Source organism: Parapusillimonas granuli, from assembly GCF_013416525.1.
Lineage (GTDB): Bacteria > Pseudomonadota > Gammaproteobacteria > Burkholderiales > Burkholderiaceae_B > Parapusillimonas > Parapusillimonas granuli.
In genome coordinates this window covers 113,331-131,311 of the sequence record NZ_JACCEM010000009.1, presented here as the reverse complement: position 1 = coordinate 131,311, position 17,981 = coordinate 113,331, and the positions used below count along the sequence as shown (strand labels likewise).

General features: G+C 65.4%; 14 protein-coding genes and 1 tRNA gene. 8 read left to right on the top strand and 7 right to left on the bottom strand.

Annotated elements, in window-relative coordinates:
* Positions 1–162: 162 nt before the first annotated feature.
* The 4 genes from lon to tig all read right to left on the bottom strand — a co-directional run bounded on the left by lon (position 163) and on the right by tig (position 6,102).
* The gene (lon, locus tag H0A72_RS16875; RefSeq protein ID WP_180157448.1) at positions 163–2,631 is read right to left on the bottom strand and encodes an endopeptidase La; all 2,469 of its coding nucleotides are present in this window, start codon (positions 2,629–2,631) and stop codon (positions 163–165) included.
* 109 nt (positions 2,632–2,740) lie between these two features.
* Positions 2,741–4,048, bottom strand: coding sequence for an ATP-dependent Clp protease ATP-binding subunit ClpX (clpX, locus tag H0A72_RS16870; RefSeq protein ID WP_180157447.1), 1,308 nt, complete (start codon positions 4,046–4,048; stop codon positions 2,741–2,743).
* Positions 4,049–4,135: 87 nt separating this feature from the next.
* A complete protein-coding gene (gene clpP, locus H0A72_RS16865) occupies positions 4,136–4,792 on the bottom strand; it encodes an ATP-dependent Clp endopeptidase proteolytic subunit ClpP (RefSeq protein WP_180157445.1) in 657 nt (218 codons plus the stop codon).
* Positions 4,792–6,102: a trigger factor gene (gene tig, locus H0A72_RS16860; protein ID WP_180157443.1), complete on the bottom strand. Its 1,311-nt coding sequence runs from the start codon at positions 6,100–6,102 to the stop codon at positions 4,792–4,794. The genes clpP and tig overlap by 1 nt, the downstream gene beginning before the upstream one ends.
* Before the next feature lie 223 nt (positions 6,103–6,325).
* Between tig and H0A72_RS16855 the strand changes: the two genes are divergently transcribed.
* The 8 genes from H0A72_RS16855 to H0A72_RS16820 all read left to right on the top strand — a co-directional run bounded on the left by H0A72_RS16855 (position 6,326) and on the right by H0A72_RS16820 (position 14,067).
* Positions 6,326–6,410 (top strand) — tRNA-Leu (locus tag H0A72_RS16855).
* Positions 6,411–6,572: 162 nt separating this feature from the next.
* Positions 6,573–7,178 carry a phosphohydrolase gene (locus H0A72_RS16850; RefSeq protein ID WP_180157654.1) on the top strand — a complete coding sequence of 202 codons (606 nt, stop codon included), beginning with the start codon at positions 6,573–6,575 and terminating at the stop codon, positions 7,176–7,178.
* A 7-nt stretch (positions 7,179–7,185) separates the two neighbouring features.
* Positions 7,186–7,869 (top strand): HAD family hydrolase, encoded by a 684-nt coding sequence (locus H0A72_RS16845; protein WP_180157441.1) that lies wholly within the window; start codon positions 7,186–7,188, stop codon positions 7,867–7,869.
* Positions 7,870–7,961: 92 nt separating this feature from the next.
* The gene (gene dapC, locus H0A72_RS16840; protein WP_180157439.1) at positions 7,962–9,164 is read left to right on the top strand and encodes a succinyldiaminopimelate transaminase; all 1,203 of its coding nucleotides are present in this window, start codon (positions 7,962–7,964) and stop codon (positions 9,162–9,164) included.
* 108 nt (positions 9,165–9,272) lie between these two features.
* On the top strand, positions 9,273–10,094 hold the full coding sequence (gene dapD, locus H0A72_RS16835) for a 2,3,4,5-tetrahydropyridine-2,6-dicarboxylate N-succinyltransferase (protein ID WP_180157437.1): 822 nt from the start codon (positions 9,273–9,275) through the stop codon (positions 10,092–10,094).
* The gene (gene dapE / locus H0A72_RS16830; RefSeq protein WP_180157435.1) at positions 10,094–11,239 is read left to right on the top strand and encodes a succinyl-diaminopimelate desuccinylase; all 1,146 of its coding nucleotides are present in this window, start codon (positions 10,094–10,096) and stop codon (positions 11,237–11,239) included. Before dapD ends, dapE begins: the two co-directional genes overlap by 1 nt.
* Positions 11,240–11,248: 9 nt before the next feature.
* The gene (gene prmB / locus H0A72_RS16825; RefSeq protein WP_180157433.1) at positions 11,249–12,145 is read left to right on the top strand and encodes a 50S ribosomal protein L3 N(5)-glutamine methyltransferase; all 897 of its coding nucleotides are present in this window, start codon (positions 11,249–11,251) and stop codon (positions 12,143–12,145) included.
* The gene (locus H0A72_RS16820; RefSeq protein WP_180157431.1) at positions 12,142–14,067 is read left to right on the top strand and encodes an ATP-binding cassette domain-containing protein; all 1,926 of its coding nucleotides are present in this window, start codon (positions 12,142–12,144) and stop codon (positions 14,065–14,067) included. Before prmB ends, H0A72_RS16820 begins: the two co-directional genes overlap by 4 nt.
* Here the strand turns inward: H0A72_RS16820 and H0A72_RS16815 are convergent.
* The 3 genes from H0A72_RS16815 to H0A72_RS16805 all read right to left on the bottom strand — a co-directional run bounded on the left by H0A72_RS16815 (position 14,060) and on the right by H0A72_RS16805 (position 17,880).
* Positions 14,060–14,209: a hypothetical protein gene (locus H0A72_RS16815; protein ID WP_180157429.1), complete on the bottom strand. Its 150-nt coding sequence runs from the start codon at positions 14,207–14,209 to the stop codon at positions 14,060–14,062. The genes H0A72_RS16820 and H0A72_RS16815 overlap by 8 nt on opposite strands.
* Before the next feature lie 180 nt (positions 14,210–14,389).
* Complete coding sequence (locus H0A72_RS16810; protein WP_180157427.1) at positions 14,390–16,669, bottom strand: UvrD-helicase domain-containing protein; 2,280 nt, start codon at positions 16,667–16,669, stop codon at positions 14,390–14,392.
* Positions 16,666–17,880, bottom strand: coding sequence for a DesA family fatty acid desaturase (locus H0A72_RS16805; protein ID WP_180157425.1), 1,215 nt, complete (start codon positions 17,878–17,880; stop codon positions 16,666–16,668). The genes H0A72_RS16810 and H0A72_RS16805 overlap by 4 nt, the downstream gene beginning before the upstream one ends.
* Positions 17,881–17,981: the final 101 nt, after the last annotated feature.

Sequence of the window (17,981 nt, the reverse complement as noted above, 5' to 3'; positions counted from 1 at the left end):
CCAGACCTGATTTTCCGGCCACGATACCATCGTTCAGATGACAAGTCAGCACGCGAATGAAACGCTTTCCGCATGATCAGGCTGGAAGGCGCAGCGGACGCACAAACAAAAGCCCACCGCGGTCTTGAAACCGCGATGGGCTTGCAATGCAGGCGGTGCCGATCAGTGCTTGATCACGCCGCCCGTGGCTTCCTCGCCCGGCTTCGCATTGGCGACCGCCTCGGCCGCCAGCCTGGCGACTTCCTCGTCCGACAAAGGCGTGGGCATATCCTGCAGCGCGACCTCCAGCACGCGGTCGATCCAGCGCACCGGAATGATCTCGAGGTGATTCTTCACGTTGTCGGGGATCTCGGCGAGATCCTTCACGTTTTCCTCGGGAATCATCACGACCCGGATGCCGCCGCGATGCGCCGCCAGCAGCTTCTCTTTCAGGCCGCCGATGGCCAGGACCTCGCCGCGCAGCGTGATCTCGCCGGTCATGGCGACGTCGGCCCGCACGGGTATGCCCGTCAGCGCCGAGACCATGGCCGTCGTGATCGCGATGCCGGCGGAGGGGCCGTCCTTGGGCGTCGCGCCTTCGGGGAAGTGGACATGCAGATCGCGCTTCTCGAAAGCCGTATTCGGAATGCCCCACTTCTGGGCGCGCGCGCGCACCACCGTGCGCGCGGCTTCGACCGATTCCTTCATGACGTCGCCGAGCGAACCGGTGCGCAGCACCACGCCCTTGCCCGGCATGTCGGCCACCTCGATGGTGAGCAGATCGCCGCCGACCTCGGTCCAGGCCAGGCCCGTGACCTGCCCGACCTTGTTTTCCTTTTCCGCCATGCCGAAGCTGTAGCGGCGCACGCCAAGGAAATCGGCCAGGTTCTCCGAAGTGACCGTGACGCTTTCCAGCGGTCGGCCGGCGGCGGCCTTGGCCCCGCGCTTGATCGCCGGGTTCTTGGCCAGCAGCTGCTTGACCACCTTGCGGCAGATCTTGCTGATCTCGCGCTCGAGCGCCCGCACGCCGGCCTCGCGGGTGTAATAGCGCACGATGTCGCGGATGGCGGACTCCTCGATCGTGAGCTCGCCCGGCTGCACGCCGTTGTTCTTCATGAGCTTGGGCAGCAGGTGATCGAAGGCGATGTGCACCTTCTCGTCTTCCGTGTAGCCCGACAGGCGGATGACTTCCATGCGGTCCAGCAGCGCCGGCGGAATGTTCAGCGTATTGCTGGTGGCCACGAACATGACATCGGACAGATCGAAGTCGACCTCGATGTAGTGGTCCTGGAAGGTGTGGTTCTGTTCGGGGTCGAGCACCTCCAGCAGCGCCGACGACGGATCGCCGCGGAAATCCGCGCCCATCTTGTCGATTTCATCGAGCAGGAAGAGCGGATTGCGCACGCCGACCTTGGTCATGTTCTGCAGGATCTTGCCCGGCATGGAGCCGATGTAGGTGCGGCGATGGCCGCGGATCTCGGCCTCGTCGCGCACGCCGCCCAGCGCCATGCGCACGAACTTGCGATTCGTGGCGCGCGCGATGGACTGGCCCAGCGAGGTCTTGCCCACGCCGGGAGGCCCCACCAGGCACAGTATCGGCGCCTTGAGCTTGTCGACCCGCTGCTGCACCGCCAGGTACTCGACGATGCGTTCCTTGACCTTTTCAAGGCCGTAGTGGTCGGCGTCGAGCACGTTCTCGGCGTTCGAGATGGAGTTGTTGATGCGGCTCTTTTTACGCCACGGCAAGCCGATGAGCGTATCGATGTAGTTGCGCACCACCGTGGCCTCGGCCGACATGGGCGACATGAGCTTGAGCTTCTTGAGCTCGGCGTCGACCTTCTTCTGCGCTTCCTTGGGCAGCTGGGCGGCGGCGATCTTCTTTTCCAGCTCTTCGATGTCCGCGCCCTCTTCGCCTTCGCCGAGCTCCTTCTGAATGGCCTTGACCTGCTCGTTCAGATAGTAGTCGCGCTGGCTTTTCTCCATCTGCTTCTTGACGCGGCCGCGGATGCGCTTTTCGACCTGGAGGATGTCGATCTCGGATTCGAGCTGCGCGAGCAGGCCTTCCAGGCGCTCGGACGTGCCGGTGATCTGCAGCATCTGCTGCTTCTGTTCCAGCTTGAGCGGCAGGTGGGCGGCGATGGTGTCGGCCAGGCGGCCGGCGTCGTCGATGCCCGTGAGGGAGGTGAGGATCTCTTGCGGGATCTTCTTGTTGAGTTTGACGTATTGCTCGAATTGCGCAACCACGGCGCGGCGCAGCGCTTCGGACTCGGCGCTTTCGCCTTCATCGGGCGCGACGGGCACGACCACCGCCATGAAATGCGTTTCGGCTTCGGTCACTTTCTGGATGCGCGCGCGCTGTATGCCCTCGACCAGCACCTTGACGGTGCCGTCGGGCAGTTTCAGCATTTGCAGGATATTGGCCGCACAACCGATGTCGTACAGGTCTTCCGGGGCGGGATCGTCTTTGCCTGCGGATTTCTGTGCCACCAGCATGATGCTGTTGCCCGCTTCCATGGCGAGCTCCAGCGCCTTGATGGAGCGCGGGCGACCAACAAACAGAGGAATCACCATGTGAGGAAATACCACGACGTCGCGCAAAGGCAACAGCGGCAAGTCCGTGGGTTCCGAAGAAAGAATCTGGCTCGCAGACATAGTAATTTCCTTAAAATTTGCCTCAAGATGCAAAAGGGAAGCCAGGGCCTCCCTTTTTGCAGTACTACCTGTAGGTCAATGTGGTGGCCTTCGCCACGTTTTCAAGCCCCTACGCTGCGGCACCCTTCAGTTTCTTCTGGGCATCGTCCCGGCCTCTGGCCTCTTCTTCGGCGCCGTCCTCGTAGATGAGGATGGGCTTGCCGGTACCGGTGACGGCATTTTCATCAAGTATTACACTTTTGACGCCCTTCTTGGAAGGAAGTTCATACATGGTCTCCAGCAAGGCCTGTTCCACGATGGAACGCAGCCCCCGCGCGCCGGTGCGGCGCTTGATGGCGCGCTTGGCGATGGCCGCGAGCGCGGCGGGCCGCACCTCGAGTTCGACGTCCTCCATTTCGAACAGCTTCTGGAACTGCTTGATGAGCGAGTTCTTCGGTTCGGTCAGGATGCGGATCAGGGTGTCTTCCTGGAGCTCCTCGAGCGTCGCGACCACCGGCAGGCGCCCCACGAGCTCGGGGATGAGGCCGAACTTGATGAGGTCCTCGGGTTCGACTTCGGCGAAGAGCTCGCCCACGCCGCGTTCGGTCTTGGCGCGCACGGACGCCGAGAAGCCTATGCCGGATCTTTCCGTGCGGTCGCGGATGATTTTCTCCAGGCCGTCGAAGGCGCCGCCCACGATGAACAGGATGTTGGTCGTGTCGACCTGGACGAAGTCCTGGTTGGGGTGCTTGCGCCCGCCCTGCGGGGGCACCGAGGCGATGGTGCCTTCGATGAGCTTGAGCAGGGCCTGCTGCACGCCTTCGCCGGATACGTCGCGCGTGATGGACGGATTGTCGGCCTTGCGCGAGATCTTGTCGATCTCGTCGATGTAGATGATGGCGCGCTGCGCCTTCTCGACATCGTAGTTGCAGTTCTGGAGCAGCTTCTGGACGATGTTCTCGACGTCTTCGCCGACATAGCCGGCCTCGGTCAGCGTGGTGGCGTCGGCCATCACGAATGGGACGTCGAGCATGCGCGCCAGCGTCTGGGCCAGCAGCGTCTTGCCCGAACCGGTCGGGCCGATCAGCAGGATGTTGCTCTTGGACAGCTCGACGTCGCTGCCCTTGACCTCGCCGTAGCGGATGCGCTTGTAGTGGTTGTACACCGCCACCGCCAGGTTGCGCTTGGGGATGTCCTGCCCGATCACGTAGCCGTCAAGGAATTCCTTGATCTCGCGCGGCGTGGGCAGTTCGTTGCGGATGGCGTCGCGCGCCGCTTCCTGGCTTTCTTCGGTGATGATGTCATTGCAGAGGTCGATGCACTCGTCGCAAATGAAAACCGATGGACCCGCAATGAGCTTCTTCACTTCATGCTGGGTCTTGTTGCAGAAAGAACACCGCAAGACCTTGTCGTCCGCCGATCCTTTTTTCTCGGGCATATAAATCTTCGTTCAGTTCAGTCGACAGGAGCCATGCCTGTCGTGTGTAACCGGCGCGCGGGGAGCCGCGCGCCGACCGGCTGGCCTTCAGGCTTGGTCGGCCCGGGAAACCAGTACTTTGTCCACCAAACCATACGATAACGCATCTTCCGCGGACATGAAATTATCGCGCTCGGTGTCCACGGCGATGCGCTCGACGGGCTGCCCGGTGTTCTGGGCCAGGATGTTGTTGAGCCGTTCACGCAGGCTGAGGATCTCGCGGGCCTGGATCTGGATGTCGGACGCCTGCCCTTGCGCGCCGCCCGACGGCTGATGGATCATGATGCGGGAATTGGGCAGGGTATAGCGCTTGCCCTTCGCGCCGGCGGCCAGCAGAAAAGCGCCCATGCTTGCCGCCAGGCCCGTGCACAGCGTGGACACGTCGGGCTTGATGAACTGCATGGTGTCATAAATGGCCATGCCCGCGTACACGGAACCGCCGGGCGAGTTGATGTACAGCGAGATGTCCTTGTCGGGGTTTTCGGATTCCAGGAACAGCAGCTGGGCCACCACCAGGTTGGCCGACTGGTCGTTCACCGGCCCGACGAAGAAGATCACGCGCTCCCGCAGCAGGCGGGAGTAGATGTCATAAGACCGCTCGCCGCGGCCGGATTGCTCTATCACGATGGGCACATAGCCCAGCCCCGTGGGGGTCACCGAGTCGCCGCCATACATTGATGCGTAAAAATCGGTAAATCGCGACATTAGTTGGTCCCCATCAGTTCGTCGAACGCGACGTCTTCGTCCGTGACCTTGGCATGGGCCAGGACGTGATCGACCACATTGTCCTCGAGGACGATGGCTTCGATCTCGGCGCGGCGCTGCCGGTCGGAAAGATAATACGCCACCACCTGGGCGGGCTGCTCGTAGTTCTGCGCGAATTCCTCGATGCGGGCGCGAACCTGCTCGGGCTTGGCTTGCAGGTCGGCGCTGCGCACCAGTTCGGACACCAGCAGGCCCAGGCGGACGCGGCGTTCGGATTCGGCCGAGAAGGCTTCCGCCGGGATCGGCATCGAGTCGGCATTGGGCACGCCGCGCTGCTTGAGCTCTTCGCGGGCGGCGGCCACGCGGCTTTGCGCATCGCTTTCGACCAGCGCCTTGGGCACGTCGAAGCCGCATGCCGCGGCCAGGGCGTCCATGACGCTGCCCTTGGTGCGGGCCTGCGCGCGGGCCTTGACTTCGCGCTCGATGTTGGCGCGCACGTCGGCCACCAGCTTTTCGACGTCGCCTTCGGCCTGGCCCAGGGACTTCGCGAACTCGGCGTCGACCGCGGGCAGCACGGCTTCGGCGACTTCGGTCACGGTGATCTTGAATTCAGCCAGCTTGCCGGCGACTTCCTTGCTGCCGTATTCCTCGGGGAATTGCAGGGGGAAGGTCTTGGTTTCGCCGGCCTTCATGCCACGCACGGCGGTTTCGAATTCGGGCAGCATGCGGCCCTGGCCCAGCACGAAGGGGAATTTCTCGGCCGTGCCGCCTTCGAAGGCCACGCCGTCTATGGTGCCGACGAAATCCAGCGTGACACGGTCGTCGTCCTGGGCCGCACGGCCTTCACGGGGCTCGTAAACCGCGCGCTGCTTGCGCAGGATGTCGATGGTGCGCTGCACTTCGGCGTCGCCCACTTGCACGTTCGCGCGCTTGACTTCCAGCGTGGACAAATCAGGGAGCTGGATCTCGGGATAGATTTCGAAGGTGGCGCTGAACGCCATGGTGCCTTCTTCGACGCCTTCGGTCTTGGGTTCGAGCGAGGGCGTGCCCGCCACCCGCAGCTTCGCCTCGCCTATGACCTTGTCGAGCGAGCGGCCGACTTCGCTGTTGATGACGTCGTAGCGGATGCCGGGCCCATGGCTGCGCTCGATGATCGAAAGCGGCGCCTTGCCGGGGCGGAAACCCTGAACCTTGGCAGTACGAGCGACGCGCTTGAGTTGCGCCTGGACTTCCTTTTCTACGTCGGCAATCGAAACGACCAGATCAACTCGGCGCTCCAGGCCAGACAAAATTTCAACCTCGGGCTGCATTAGGGACCTATATGTAAATGAGTAATTGAAGAAATGAACAGGGCATTTTACCGGAAACTCGGGAAATCGACGAAATCGCCGCGAGGCCGGTTGCGGGCCGGCCCCGCCGCCGGGCCGGCGGCGCCCCGCCCACCCCAGGGCCGCGGGTGATCCGGCCATATCGTAGCCCGACGAAGCGAATTGCGCGCCCATGAAAAAAAGCTATAATTGTTGGCTTCCCTTTGCGAACGTGGCGGAATTGGTAGACGCACCAGATTTAGGTTCTGGCGCCGAGAGGTGTGAGAGTTCGAGTCTCTCCGTTCGCACCACCCGTGCTTTCATCGGCGCGCCTTTTGCCTGCCGGCCCTGCGGCGGCGCGGCGGGCGGCATGAAGCCGCAGGACTGGAACAGCAACCGTGAGCTCGAGCCCTTCCGACGCCGCCGGGCGCCCGCCCGGAAACACTCCCGCGTCCGCAAAGCTTCGCGCCTGGATGCGCCTGCCGTCCGGCAGGCATCTGGACCTCATCCACCCCGACCCCGGCGCCTGGGACCACCAGGATCTTTCCGTACGCTTGTCGCGCACTTACCGCTGGGGCGGCGAATCCTGCTGGCCGCTGCCCTTGTCGGTCGCCCAGCATTCCCTGCTGGTGCTGGAACTGCGGCGCCAAGCCGGCCCGGGCCGCCTCGATGCCGCCGGCGAATTGCTCGAGCTGCTGCACGACGCCGAAGAAGGCTTTCTGGGCTTCGACTGCATCTCGCCCTTGAAAGCCGCGCTGGGCGCGCCGTTCCAGGAAGTGGCCGGCCGGCTGACGGCGGCCATCATGCGGCGCTACCGCCTGCCGGATTGGGACGCCGCGGATTACCGCCTGCACAAGGCGGCGGACCGGACGGCGGCCGCCAGCGAAGCGGTGCATTGCGTGGGATGGAGCCGCCGCGAAGTGGCGGACGTCCTGGGCATAGACGCGGCGATCACGGACGAAGACCCGCTGGCGCGCCGCTACGGCGAAACGCCCTGGGCGCCATGGGACGCCGACACCGCCGCGCGCAGGTTCCACGGCGAGCTGCTGCGCTTGTGCGCGTCCCTGGGCATTACATGACTGAACCATGGAACAAACGATCAACCTGCATCCCATCCTGACGGAAGCCGGCCTGCGAGGCCTGGTCTTCGATCTGGACGGCACGCTCATCGACAGCGCCGCCGACATCCTGCACGGCATGCGCCTGACCTTCCACCAGGCCGGCCTGGGGCTGCTGCCCGACGACTATTTCCCCGGCGACCTGCACGGAACCGGAGAAGGCATCATGCGGTCCATCGCCGCCGACATGGGCTGGACCATGCCCGCCGACCTGAAGCCGTTGCGCGCCCTGTATGTCGAAAACTACGCCGCCATGGGCCATCGCCACACCCGCCTGTACGCCGGCGCGCAGGACGTGCTGAACGCCTGCCGCGACGCCGCCCTGCCCATGGCGATCTGCACCAACAAGCTCCATGCCAGCGCCCTGACCGCCGCCCGCAAAGTGGGCATCGACGCGCACTTCGATTTCATCAGCGGCGCCGACACCTGGCCGGCCGCCAAGCCCTCGCCCGTTCCCTTGCTCGAAACCATACGCATGCTGGGGCTGCGGCCCGACCAGTGCCTGTACTTCGGCGACACCTCGGTCGACGCGGAATGCGCGCGCCAGGCGGGCGTTCGCTTCGTGCTCCATAAATCGGGCTACGGGGACCATCGGCTCAAGGCCGCGCCGCAGTATTTCGCCTTCCAGCACTGGGCCGAATTGCTGGCGTGACGGCGCCATGGCGCTGCGCCCCGTGGCGCCGTCGCCGCGTTTTACTGTAAAATCAACCCTTCGTTCGCAAACGCGAAACTTGCGCGGACAACATGAACCCTCGACTTGGCGCGCTTCACCCCTACCCCTTCGAAAAGCTCAGGAAGCTGCTTGCGCAAGCCGGCAACCCGGCAGCCGGGCTCAAGCCCATCAACCTTTCCATAGGCGAGCCCAAGCACGACACCCCCGGCTTCATCGCGCAAGCCATGCGGGACGCCATGGGTGGCCTTGCCGTCTACCCGCCCACCAAGGGCGACGCCGCCTTGCGCGGCGCCATCGCCGACTGGATCGCCGGCCGCTACGGCATCGCCCGGCCCGACCCCGAAACCCAGGTGCTGCCGGCGCTGGGCTCGCGCGAGGCGCTCTTCGCCTTCGCCCAGACGGTCGTCGATCCGGATGCCGGGGCGTATGTCGTGTGTCCCAATCCCTTCTATCAAATCTACGAAGGGGCGGCCCTGCTCGCCGGGGCGCGGCCTTATTTCATCAACGCGCAACCCGAACTGAATTTCGGCTACGACTGGCGGTCGGTGGACGCCGCCGTCTGGGAAAAGACCCAGCTGCTGTTCATCTGCTCGCCGGCCAACCCCTCCGGCAGCGTGCTCACGCTCCAAGACTGGAAAACCCTGTTCGAGCTGTCCGACCGGCACGGCTTCGCCATCGCCGCCGACGAATGCTATTCCGAGATCTATTTCGACGAGGCCGACAAGCCGCTGGGCAGCCTGCAGGCCGCCGCCTTGCTTGGCCGCCATGACTACCGCCGGCTGCTCAGCTTTTCCAGCCTGTCCAAGCGCTCCAACGTGCCGGGCCTGCGCTCCGGCTTCGTCGCCGGCGATGCGGCGCTGGTTCGCGCCTTCCTCCTGTACCGCACCTACCACGGCAGCGCCATCAGTCCCGTCGTATCCGCCGCCAGCGTCGCCGCCTGGCAGGACGAAGCCCACGTGGCCGAGAACCGCCGGCTCTATCGCCGGAAGTTCGAAGCGGTGGTGCCCATGCTGGAACCCGTCCTGGGCGTCGCCCGGCCCGACGCCTCGTTCTATCTCTGGGCCGCCACGCCCTGCGACGACACCGAGTTCACGCGCGATCTGTACGCCGCCACCGGCGTCACCGTCCTGCCCGGCAGCTACCTGGCGCGCGAGGCGCACGGCGTCAATCCCGGCGCGCGCCGAGTCCGCATCGCCCTGGTCGCCCCGCTGGAAGACTGCATCGAGGCCGCCGGCCGCATCGCCGGCTTCGTGCGGCAGCGCGCCCTGGAATAGCCGCGCGCCTGAACCACCGCGCCCGGCGGCGGCCGCGGCCCGAAGCGGCGCGCCGCCCGCGCCGGAAGACTCTTTTCCGTCCCGACTCACCTCTTGAGCACCACGCCCATGACCAACGAATTGCAAAGCATCATTGAAGCCGCCTGGGACGCCCGCGCGGAAATCTCCCCGTCGTCCGGACACGCGCGGCTGCGCGAAGCCGTCCAGGAAACCCTGGCCGGGCTCGACGCCGGCCGCTTGCGAGTCGCCGAGAAAACGGAATCGGGCTGGGAAGTGCATCAATGGATCAAGCAAGCGGTTCTGCTTTCCTTCCGGCTGGAAGACAACCGCGTGACCGGCGACGGCCCCTTGCGGTTCTACGACAAGGTCGCCACCAAGTTCGAGTCCTATGACGCCCAGGATTTCGCCCGCGGCGGCTTCCGCGTCGTGCCGCCGGCGGTCGCCCGCCGGGGCAGCTACATCGCCCGCAATGTCGTGCTCATGCCTTCATATGTGAACGTCGGCGCCTATGTGGACGAAGGCGCCATGATAGACACCTGGGCGACGGTCGGCTCCTGCGCGCAGATCGGCAAGAACGTGCATCTGTCCGGCGGCGTGGGCATAGGCGGCGTGCTCGAACCCCTGCAGGCCAACCCCACCATCATCGAGGACAACTGCTTCATCGGCGCGCGCTCCGAGGTGGTGGAAGGCGTCATCGTGGAAGAGAACTCCGTGCTGGCGATGGGCGTCTTCATTTCCCAGAGCACCCGCATCTACGACCGCGCCACCGGCGAGATCCTCTACGGCCGCGTGCCCTCGGGCTCCGTGGTGGTGCCGGGCTCGCTGCCGGCCGAGGACGGCTCGCACAGCCTCGCCTGCGCCGTCATCGTCAAGCGCGTGGACGCGCAAACCCGCTCCAAGACCAGTATCAACGATTTGCTGAGGGCCTGATGCCGGAATCCGCCGTCCTGTCGCTGACCCGCGACCTCATCTCCAGACCGTCCGTCACGCCGGAGGACTACGGATGCCAGCAGCTGCTGGCGGCGCGCCTGATCCCGGCCGGCTTCAGCTGCGAGCATCTCGCTTACGGCGACGTGATCAATCTATGGGCCCGGCGCGGCCAAGACGGCCCCCTGCTGGTGTTCGCCGGCCATACCGACGTAGTGCCCACGGGCCCGCTGGACCAATGGACCAGCGAGCCCTTCACGCCCACCGAGCGCGAAGGCAAGCTGTACGGCCGCGGCGCGGCCGACATGAAAAGCTCCATCGCGGCCTTCGTGGTGGCGGCCGAGGAATTCGTCGCCGCCCATCCCGGCCACGCGGGCTCGATCGCGCTGCTGATCACCTCGGACGAGGAAGGCCCTTCCGTCAATGGCACGGTCAAGGTCTGCGAATGGCTGGCGGCGCGCGGCGAGCTGCCCGACTACTGCATCGTCGGCGAGCCGACCTCGGTGCATGCCCTGGGGGACACGGTCAAGAACGGCCGGCGCGGGTCGCTGTCGGGGCGGCTCGTCATCAAGGGCAAGCAAGGCCACGTGGCCTACCCGCAGCTGGCCCGCAATCCCATACACTTGCTTGCCCCGGCCCTGGTGGACCTCACCCGCGAACACTGGGACGAGGGCAACGAGTATTTCCCGCCCACCAGCTTCCAGGTGTCCAATCTGCATTCGGGCACGGGCGCGACCAACGTCGTCCCCGGCAGCGCCGTGCTGGATTTCAACTTCCGCTACTCGACCGCCAGCACGCCGGATTCCCTCAAGCAGCGCGTGGCGCGCATACTGGAATCGCACGCGCTGGATTATGATCTGGACTGGACGCTGGGCGGGGAGCCGTTCCTGACGCCCGTGGGCGAACTGAGCGCCGCCATCAGCGGCGCCATCCTCGCGGAAACCGGCGTCGCCACGGAGCTGTCCACCACCGGCGGCACGTCGGACGGGCGTTTCATCGCCAAGATCTGCCCGCAAGTGGTAGAGTTCGGCCCCATCAACGCCAGCATCCACCAAGTCGACGAGCACATCAGGCTGGATACGCTCGAACCGCTCAAGAATGTTTATCGCCGCACGCTGGAAAGCCTGCTGCTCTCCGGCGACACATAGGAAGACCGCATGCATGCATCCGCCCGCCATGAATTGTTCACCCTGCGAGACCTGCTGCGCTATGCCGTCAGCCGGTTCAACGCCTCGGGCGTGTTTTTCGGGCATGGCAGCGACAACGCCTGGGACGAGGCGGCCTATCTGCTGCTGCACACCCTGGACCTGCCGCTGGACCAGCTCGACCCCTTCCTGGACGCGCGCTTGGTTCCCGAGGAACGCGCCGCCTTCCTCGACCTCATCGAACGCCGCATCACCGAGCGCAAGCCCGCCGCCTACCTGACCGGGGAAGCCTGGCTGCAAGGCCATCGCTTCACGGTCGACGAGCGCGTGATCATCCCCCGCTCTCCCATTTCCGAGCTCCTGGCCAACGGCCTCGCCCCCTGGGTGAACGATCCGGACGACATCGATTGCGTGCTCGACGTCTGCACCGGCTCGGGCTGCCTGGCGATACTGGCCGCCCTGGCCTTTCCGAACGCGCAGGTCGATGCCGTCGACATCTCCCCCGACGCGCTGGAAGTCGCGAACCGGAACATCGACGACTACAAGCTGGACGGGCGCGTCACCACTTACTGCAGCGACCTGCTGGATCAGCTGCCGCAGTGCGAATACCAGCTGATCCTGTGCAACCCGCCCTATGTGAACCGGCAGTCCATGGAAAGCCTGCCGCCCGAATACCTGCACGAACCCAGGCTTGCGCTCGCGGGCGGCGAAGACGGCATGGACCTGGTGCGCCGCCTGTTGCGGCAAGCGCCGGACTACCTCGCCCCGGACGGCATGCTCGTCCTGGAAATCGGCAACGAATACCAGAATTTCATGGCGGCCTTCCCCGATCTCGACCCCATCTGGCTGGGCACCGAGAACACCGAAGACCAGATCCTGTTGTTGACCAGGGAACAGTTGGCCTCGTGATACGCGCTACCGGTCTGACTCTGCGCCGCGGCACCAAGGTGCTGCTGGACGATACGGATTTCGTGGTGAATCCGGGCGAACGCGTGGGCATCGTCGGCAAGAACGGCGCCGGGAAGTCGACGCTGTTCGCGCTGCTGCAAGGCCGGCTGGACGCCGACGCGGGCAGCCTGCTGATCCCGGCCTCCTGGCGCATTGCCAGCGTGGAGCAGGAAATCAGCGACAACGACATGCCGGCGCGCGAATTCGTCATCGACGGCGACACCCATTTGCGCGCCCTGCAGGCCGAGCGGGCCGTCACGCCCGACGGCAACGGCCACCGGATCGCCGAGCTGGAATCCGCTCTGGTCGAGGCGGACGCCTGGAGCGCGCCTTCGCGGGCCGAGCAGCTGCTTGCCGGCCTGGGCTTCGCGCCGGATGAGTGGATGAATCCGGTCCGCAGCTTTTCGGGCGGCTGGCAGATGCGGCTGGCCCTGGCGCGCGCGCTCATGGCGCCTTCCGAGCTGCTGCTGCTGGACGAACCCACCAACCACCTGGACCTGGACGCCATGCTGTGGCTGGAACGCTGGCTGGCGGCCTACCAGGGCACCGTCATGCTGATTTCGCACGACACCGAGTTCCTGGACGCGGTGGCGAAAGTCATCCTGCACTTCGACCAGGCCAAGCTGGTCCGCTACCGCGGCGGCTACGAAGACTTCCTGAGTCAGCGCGCCGAGCGCCTGCGCCAGTCCCGGATCGCCTGGGACAGGCAGACGCGCGAAGCCGCGCGGCTGCAAAGCTTCATCGACCGCTTCAAGGCCAAGGCCACCAAGGCGAAACAGGCGCAAAGCCGCGTCAAGGCGCTGGCGCGCATGGAAACGCTGGCGCCCCTGCATGCCGAGGCCGGCATCGACATCCGCCTGCCCGAACCCCTCAGCATGCCGGATCCGCTGCTGGTGCTCGACGAGGTCTCGACCGGCTATCGCCTGCCCGGCGGCGGCGAGAAAACCGTCTTGCGCGATGTGCGCCTGATGGTGCGCGGCGGCGCCCGCATCGGCGTGCTGGGCGTCAACGGCGCCGGCAAGAGCACGCTCATCAAGACGCTGGCCGAGGAATTGCCGGCGCTGGCCGGCGAGCGGCGCGCCTCCAAAGGCCTCGTCATCGGCTATTTCGCCCAGCACCAGCTGGACATGCTCGACCCCGACGCCACCCCGCTGCAGCACCTGGCCCGCCTGGCGCCCGAGACCCGCGAGCAGGAACTGCGCAACTACCTGGGCGGCTTCGGCTTCAGCGGCGACACCGTGAACAGCAAGATCGCGCCCATGTCGGGCGGCGAAAAAGCGCGCCTGGCCCTGTCGTTGATCGTGTGGCGCAAGCCCAATCTCCTGTTGCTGGACGAGCCGAGCAACCATCTGGACGTGGACACGCGCGAGGCGCTGGCCACCGCGCTGGCGGAATTCGCCGGCAGCGTGCTGCTCGTCTCCCACGACCGCCACCTGCTGCGCACCACCGTGGACGACTTCTGGATCGTCGCGGACGGCAAGGTGACCGAATTCGACGGCGACCTGGAGGACTACCGGGACTGGCTGGCCGCAAGAAACGCCGACGCGCGCAGCGAGGCCCGCCTGGAGCAGCTGGCCTCGGCCGACGCCCCGGCCGTCGACCGCAAGGCCCAGCGGCGGCAGGAAGCGGAACAGCGGCAGCGCCTGTCGACGCTGCGCAGGCCCCTGGAGACGCGGCTGAAGAACGTCGAGGCCGACATGGAAAAGACAGGCGCGCGGCTGGCGGCGCTGGACGCCCTGATCGCCGATCCCGGGCTCTATTCCGAAGAGCGCCGGGCGGAAAGGCTGAAGGCGCTGGAAGAGCACGGCGAATTGAGCAAGCGCCACGCTCAGCTGGAAGAGCAATGGCTGAGCCTGCAGGAAGAGCTGGAAGCCCTTACTTGACGTTCGGCAGCAGCCGGAAGCCGCCGCTGATTCCCCACCTGTCGATGGGCTCCACCCATATGGCGTTGCAGGCCACGCAGCGGTATTGACGCTCCTGCGCGCCGTTGCTGGACGCGGCTTGGCGTATGCCCTGGTGTCTCATGTTCTGATGCGGAGCGCGATTGATGCTATGGCACGACTCGCATAATGACGGCGCGACAGGCTTCTGCATGTTGCTGACCTCAGTGTGGGGGCCTGTTGATTCTACGCCATATTTAGTGATGATTAGACGCATTTGCGTAAAAAACTACATCCCCGTTGCCGGGTTGGCCGCCTGCCGCCGTCAAAGAATATCCAGCTTGGCCACTCCCAAAGCCAACGTCTTCATCCCGACTTCGCGGAACTGGATCTGCGCCTGCGCATCCTGACCCGTCCCGCTCAACGCAATCACCGTCCCGTCCCCGAACTTGGCATGGCGCACGCCCGTGCCGATACGGAACATCTTGTCCCCCACCGTCACCCCGCTGCTGAAACTGCGCGGCGCCCTCGGCGCGATGCTGTCGCCCTCCGACCCGGCGAACGACCGCCCGCGGCGGAACGCGCCGCCCCAGCTTTCCTGGCGGGCCACATGCGCCGCCTCGCGCGGCGTCAGCCACTTCAGATGTTCCTCGGGTATTTCGTCCAGAAAGCGCGAACGCAGCGCATAGCGCGTTTGCCCATGCAGCATCCGGCTCTGCGCCAGCGTCAGGTACAGCCGCTCGCGCGCCCGCGTGATCGCCACATACATCAGGCGGCGCTCTTCCTCCAGGCCGGCGGCCTCCAGCAGGCTGTTCTCGTGCGGAAACAGCCCCTCTTCCACCCCGGTGATGAATACCGCATCGAATTCCAGCCCCTTGGCCGCGTGCACCGTCATCAGCTGGACGGCGTCCTGCCCCGCCTGCGCTTGGTTGTCGCCCGCTTCCAGCGAAGCGTGCGTCAGGAAGGCGGCGAGCGGCGACATGGGCGCCACGGCGGCCAGCGCCTCGGGGTCGGCCGACAAGGCTTGCGCGCCGAGCGCGTCGTCGGGGATGCGCCCCGCCGGCAGGCCTTCGAAGTTTTCCTCCGCCACGAAAGCCGCGGCGGCGTTGATCAATTCCCGCAGGTTCTCGATGCGGTCCGCGCCCTCGCGGTCCTGCTGGTAGTGCGCCATGAGCCCGCTGTGGTGTATCACGTGCTCCACCAGTTCGGGCAGCGTGAGCACTTGCGCCTCGTGCGCCATTTCCTCGATCAGGCGAGCGAACCTGGCCAGGTTGGCGCCCCCCTTGCCCGCCATCATGGGAACGGCGCGAAACAGGCTGGAGCTCTGCTCGCGCGCAAGATCGGCAAGCTGCTCCAGCGTGCGGGCGCCGATGCCGCGCACGGGGAAATTCACCACCCGCAGCCAGGACGTGTCGTCATGCGGGTTGTCCATCAGCCGCAGATAGGCCAGCGCGTGCTTGACCTCCTGACGCTCGAAGAAGCGCAGGCCGCCATAGACCTTGTATGGCACGCCCGCTGAAAACAGCGCGTGCTCGATGATGCGGGACTGCGCGTTGCTGCGGTACAGCACCGCGATCTGGCTGCGCGGGCCGTCGTTGATCAAGGCCTTGATTTCATCGATCACCCATTGCGCTTCGAGCGCGTCGGAGGGCTGCTCCACCACCCGCACCGGCTCGCCCTCGCCCTGCTCCGTCCAGAGGTTCTTGCCCAGGCGCACGCTGTTGTGCGCGATCAGGGCATTGGCCGCATCCAGGATGTGGCCGTAGGAACGGTAGTTCTGTTCGAGCCGGATGACGTTGCCGCGGGCATAGTCGCGCTCGAAGTCGGACATGTTCCCCACGTTCGCGCCGCGGAAGGCATAAATGGACTGGTCGTCGTCGCCCACCGCGAACACCGCCGCTCCGCCGCCCGCCAACAGGGTCAGCCACCGGTACTGCAGCGTGTTCGTGTCCTGGAACTCGTCCACCAGGATATGGCGGAAGCGGCGCTGGTAGTGTTCGCGCACCGGGGCATTGCGCTGCAAGAGCTCGTAGGCGCGCAGCAGGAGCTCGGCGAAGTCCACCACGCCCTCGCGCTCGCACTGCTCCTGGTACAGCACGTAGATTTCGATCAGGCGCTTGCGGTGCGGGTCCCAGGCCTCCAGGTCGCCGGGGCGCCGGCCTTCTTCCTTGGCGCCGTTGATGAAGCGCTGCACGTCGCGCGGCGGGAACTTGTCGTCGTCGATGTTCGCGGCCTTCAGCAGGCGCTTGATCGCCGCCAGCTGATCCGCGCCGTCCAGGATCTGGAAGGTCTGCGGCAGGCCGGCGTCGCGGTGGTGCGCGCGCAGCAGGCGGTTGCACAGGCCATGGAAGGTTCCCACCCACAGGCCGCGCGTGTTGATGGGCAGCAGCGCGGACAGGCGCGTGAGCATCTCGCGCGCGGATTTGTTGGTGAAGGTGACCGCCATCAGGCCATATGGGCTGGCCTGGCCGGTTTGTATCAGCCAGGCCATGCGGGTCGTGAGGACCCGGGTCTTGCCGCTGCCCGCGCCGGCCAGAACCAGGGCATGCGCGGGAGGGAGGGTGACGGCGGCTTGTTGCTGGGGATTGAGCTTATCCAGCATCATGCCGCGTAGCGGCGCAGACGATAAGCAAACTGCTCGAGGCCTTCGATACCGCTTTGTTGCGCCCGCTGGCACCATGCCTGCAGGTCGGCCAGCAGCTGTTCGCTGCTGGCGCTGGAGCTTTCCCAAAGGCGCACGAGTTCGCGGCGCATTTGCACCAGGGTGGACAGGGACTGGCTTTGGGCGAGCACGTTGTCGAGTTCGGCACGCTGGGCGGGTTCCAGCTTGGTGTCGTCGCTGCGGCTGACGAGCAGCTTGCGGGCGCGCTTGAGCATGGTCCAGCCGCAATCGGGGCTACCCTGCTTGCGGGTGGATTTCAGCTTGTTGAGCTCTTCGGCCGCCGCCTTCTTGACCAGCTCGGTGTAGCGCGCCATGATCTCGTAGCGATGCGTGATCACGCCCTGCAGGGTGTCGAGGTCGACCGTGTTCTTGGCCGGGTCGAGCTTGAGCTTGGGCGCGACGCGGCGCACCGTGGCCAGCCTGAAGAAGCGCAGTATGCAGATGTAGAACCAGCCGATGTCGAATTCCCACCACTTTGCGGAAAACTTGGCCGAGGTGCCGTGCGCGTGGTGGTTGTTGTGGAATTCTTCGCCGCCGATGATGATGCCGATGGGCATGACGTTGGTGCTGGTGTCGGGGCTGGCGTAGTTGCGGTAGCCGATGTAGTGGCCCAGGCCGTTGACGACGCCCGCCGCCCAGAACGGGATCCAGGCCATCTGCACGGCCCAGACGGTGAGGCCCAGGGCGCCGAAAAGCGCCAGGTCGATGGCCAGCATGATCATCACGCCCAGCACGCTGTGCTTGGAATAGATGTTGCGCTCGAGCCAGTCGTCGGGCGTGCCGTGGCCGAAACGCTTGATGGTCTCGGCGTTGGCGGCTTCGTCGCGGTAGAGTTCCGCGCCGCGGAAGAAAACCTTGCCTATGCCGTACACCATGGGCGAATGCGGGTCGCCCTCGCGTTCGACGAAAGCGTGGTGCTTGCGGTGTATGGCGACCCATTCCTTCGTGACCATGCCGGTCGTCAGCCACAGCCAGAAGCGGAAGAAATGCATGACGGCGGGGTGAAGATCCAGGCCCCGGTGGGTTTGACTGCGGTGCAGGAAGATGGTTACCGACACGATGGTGATGTGTGTCAGGACGAGCGTGACCAGGACGACCTTCCACCACGGAAGTTGCAGGAAGCCGCCCGACAGGAAATTGAGTATTTGGTCCATAAACCCTTATAAAGGCCTAGTGTTAGAACAACAAAAGTTTAGCCCACTTGTCCTTGATATGACAGCTAAATTTCAACTTGGACTTAAGATGGATCAATTGA

Bases quoted from the DNA above. Each gene is read 5' to 3' on its own strand.
- dapC (WP_180157439.1), top strand. From the start codon at position 7,962: ATGAACCCTCGACTTGGCGCGCTTCACCCCTACCCCTTCGAAAAGCTC.
- dapE (WP_180157435.1), top strand. From the start codon at position 10,094: ATGCCGGAATCCGCCGTCCTGTCGCTGACCCGCGACCTCATCTCCAGA.
- clpX (WP_180157447.1), bottom strand. From the start codon at position 4,048: ATGCCCGAGAAAAAAGGATCGGCGGACGACAAGGTCTTGCGGTGTTCT.
- H0A72_RS16845 (WP_180157441.1), top strand. From the start codon at position 7,186: ATGGAACAAACGATCAACCTGCATCCCATCCTGACGGAAGCCGGCCTG.
- H0A72_RS16805 (WP_180157425.1), bottom strand. From the start codon at position 17,880: ATGGACCAAATACTCAATTTCCTGTCGGGCGGCTTCCTGCAACTTCCG.
- lon (WP_180157448.1), bottom strand. From the start codon at position 2,631: ATGTCTGCGAGCCAGATTCTTTCTTCGGAACCCACGGACTTGCCGCTG.
- H0A72_RS16815 (WP_180157429.1), bottom strand. From the start codon at position 14,209: ATGAGACACCAGGGCATACGCCAAGCCGCGTCCAGCAACGGCGCGCAG.
- tig (WP_180157443.1), bottom strand. From the start codon at position 6,102: ATGCAGCCCGAGGTTGAAATTTTGTCTGGCCTGGAGCGCCGAGTTGAT.
- H0A72_RS16810 (WP_180157427.1), bottom strand. From the start codon at position 16,669: ATGATGCTGGATAAGCTCAATCCCCAGCAACAAGCCGCCGTCACCCTC.
- dapD (WP_180157437.1), top strand. From the start codon at position 9,273: ATGACCAACGAATTGCAAAGCATCATTGAAGCCGCCTGGGACGCCCGC.
- H0A72_RS16850 (WP_180157654.1), top strand. From the start codon at position 6,573: ATGCGCCTGCCGTCCGGCAGGCATCTGGACCTCATCCACCCCGACCCC.
- clpP (WP_180157445.1), bottom strand. From the start codon at position 4,792: ATGTCGCGATTTACCGATTTTTACGCATCAATGTATGGCGGCGACTCG.
- prmB (WP_180157433.1), top strand. From the start codon at position 11,249: ATGCATGCATCCGCCCGCCATGAATTGTTCACCCTGCGAGACCTGCTG.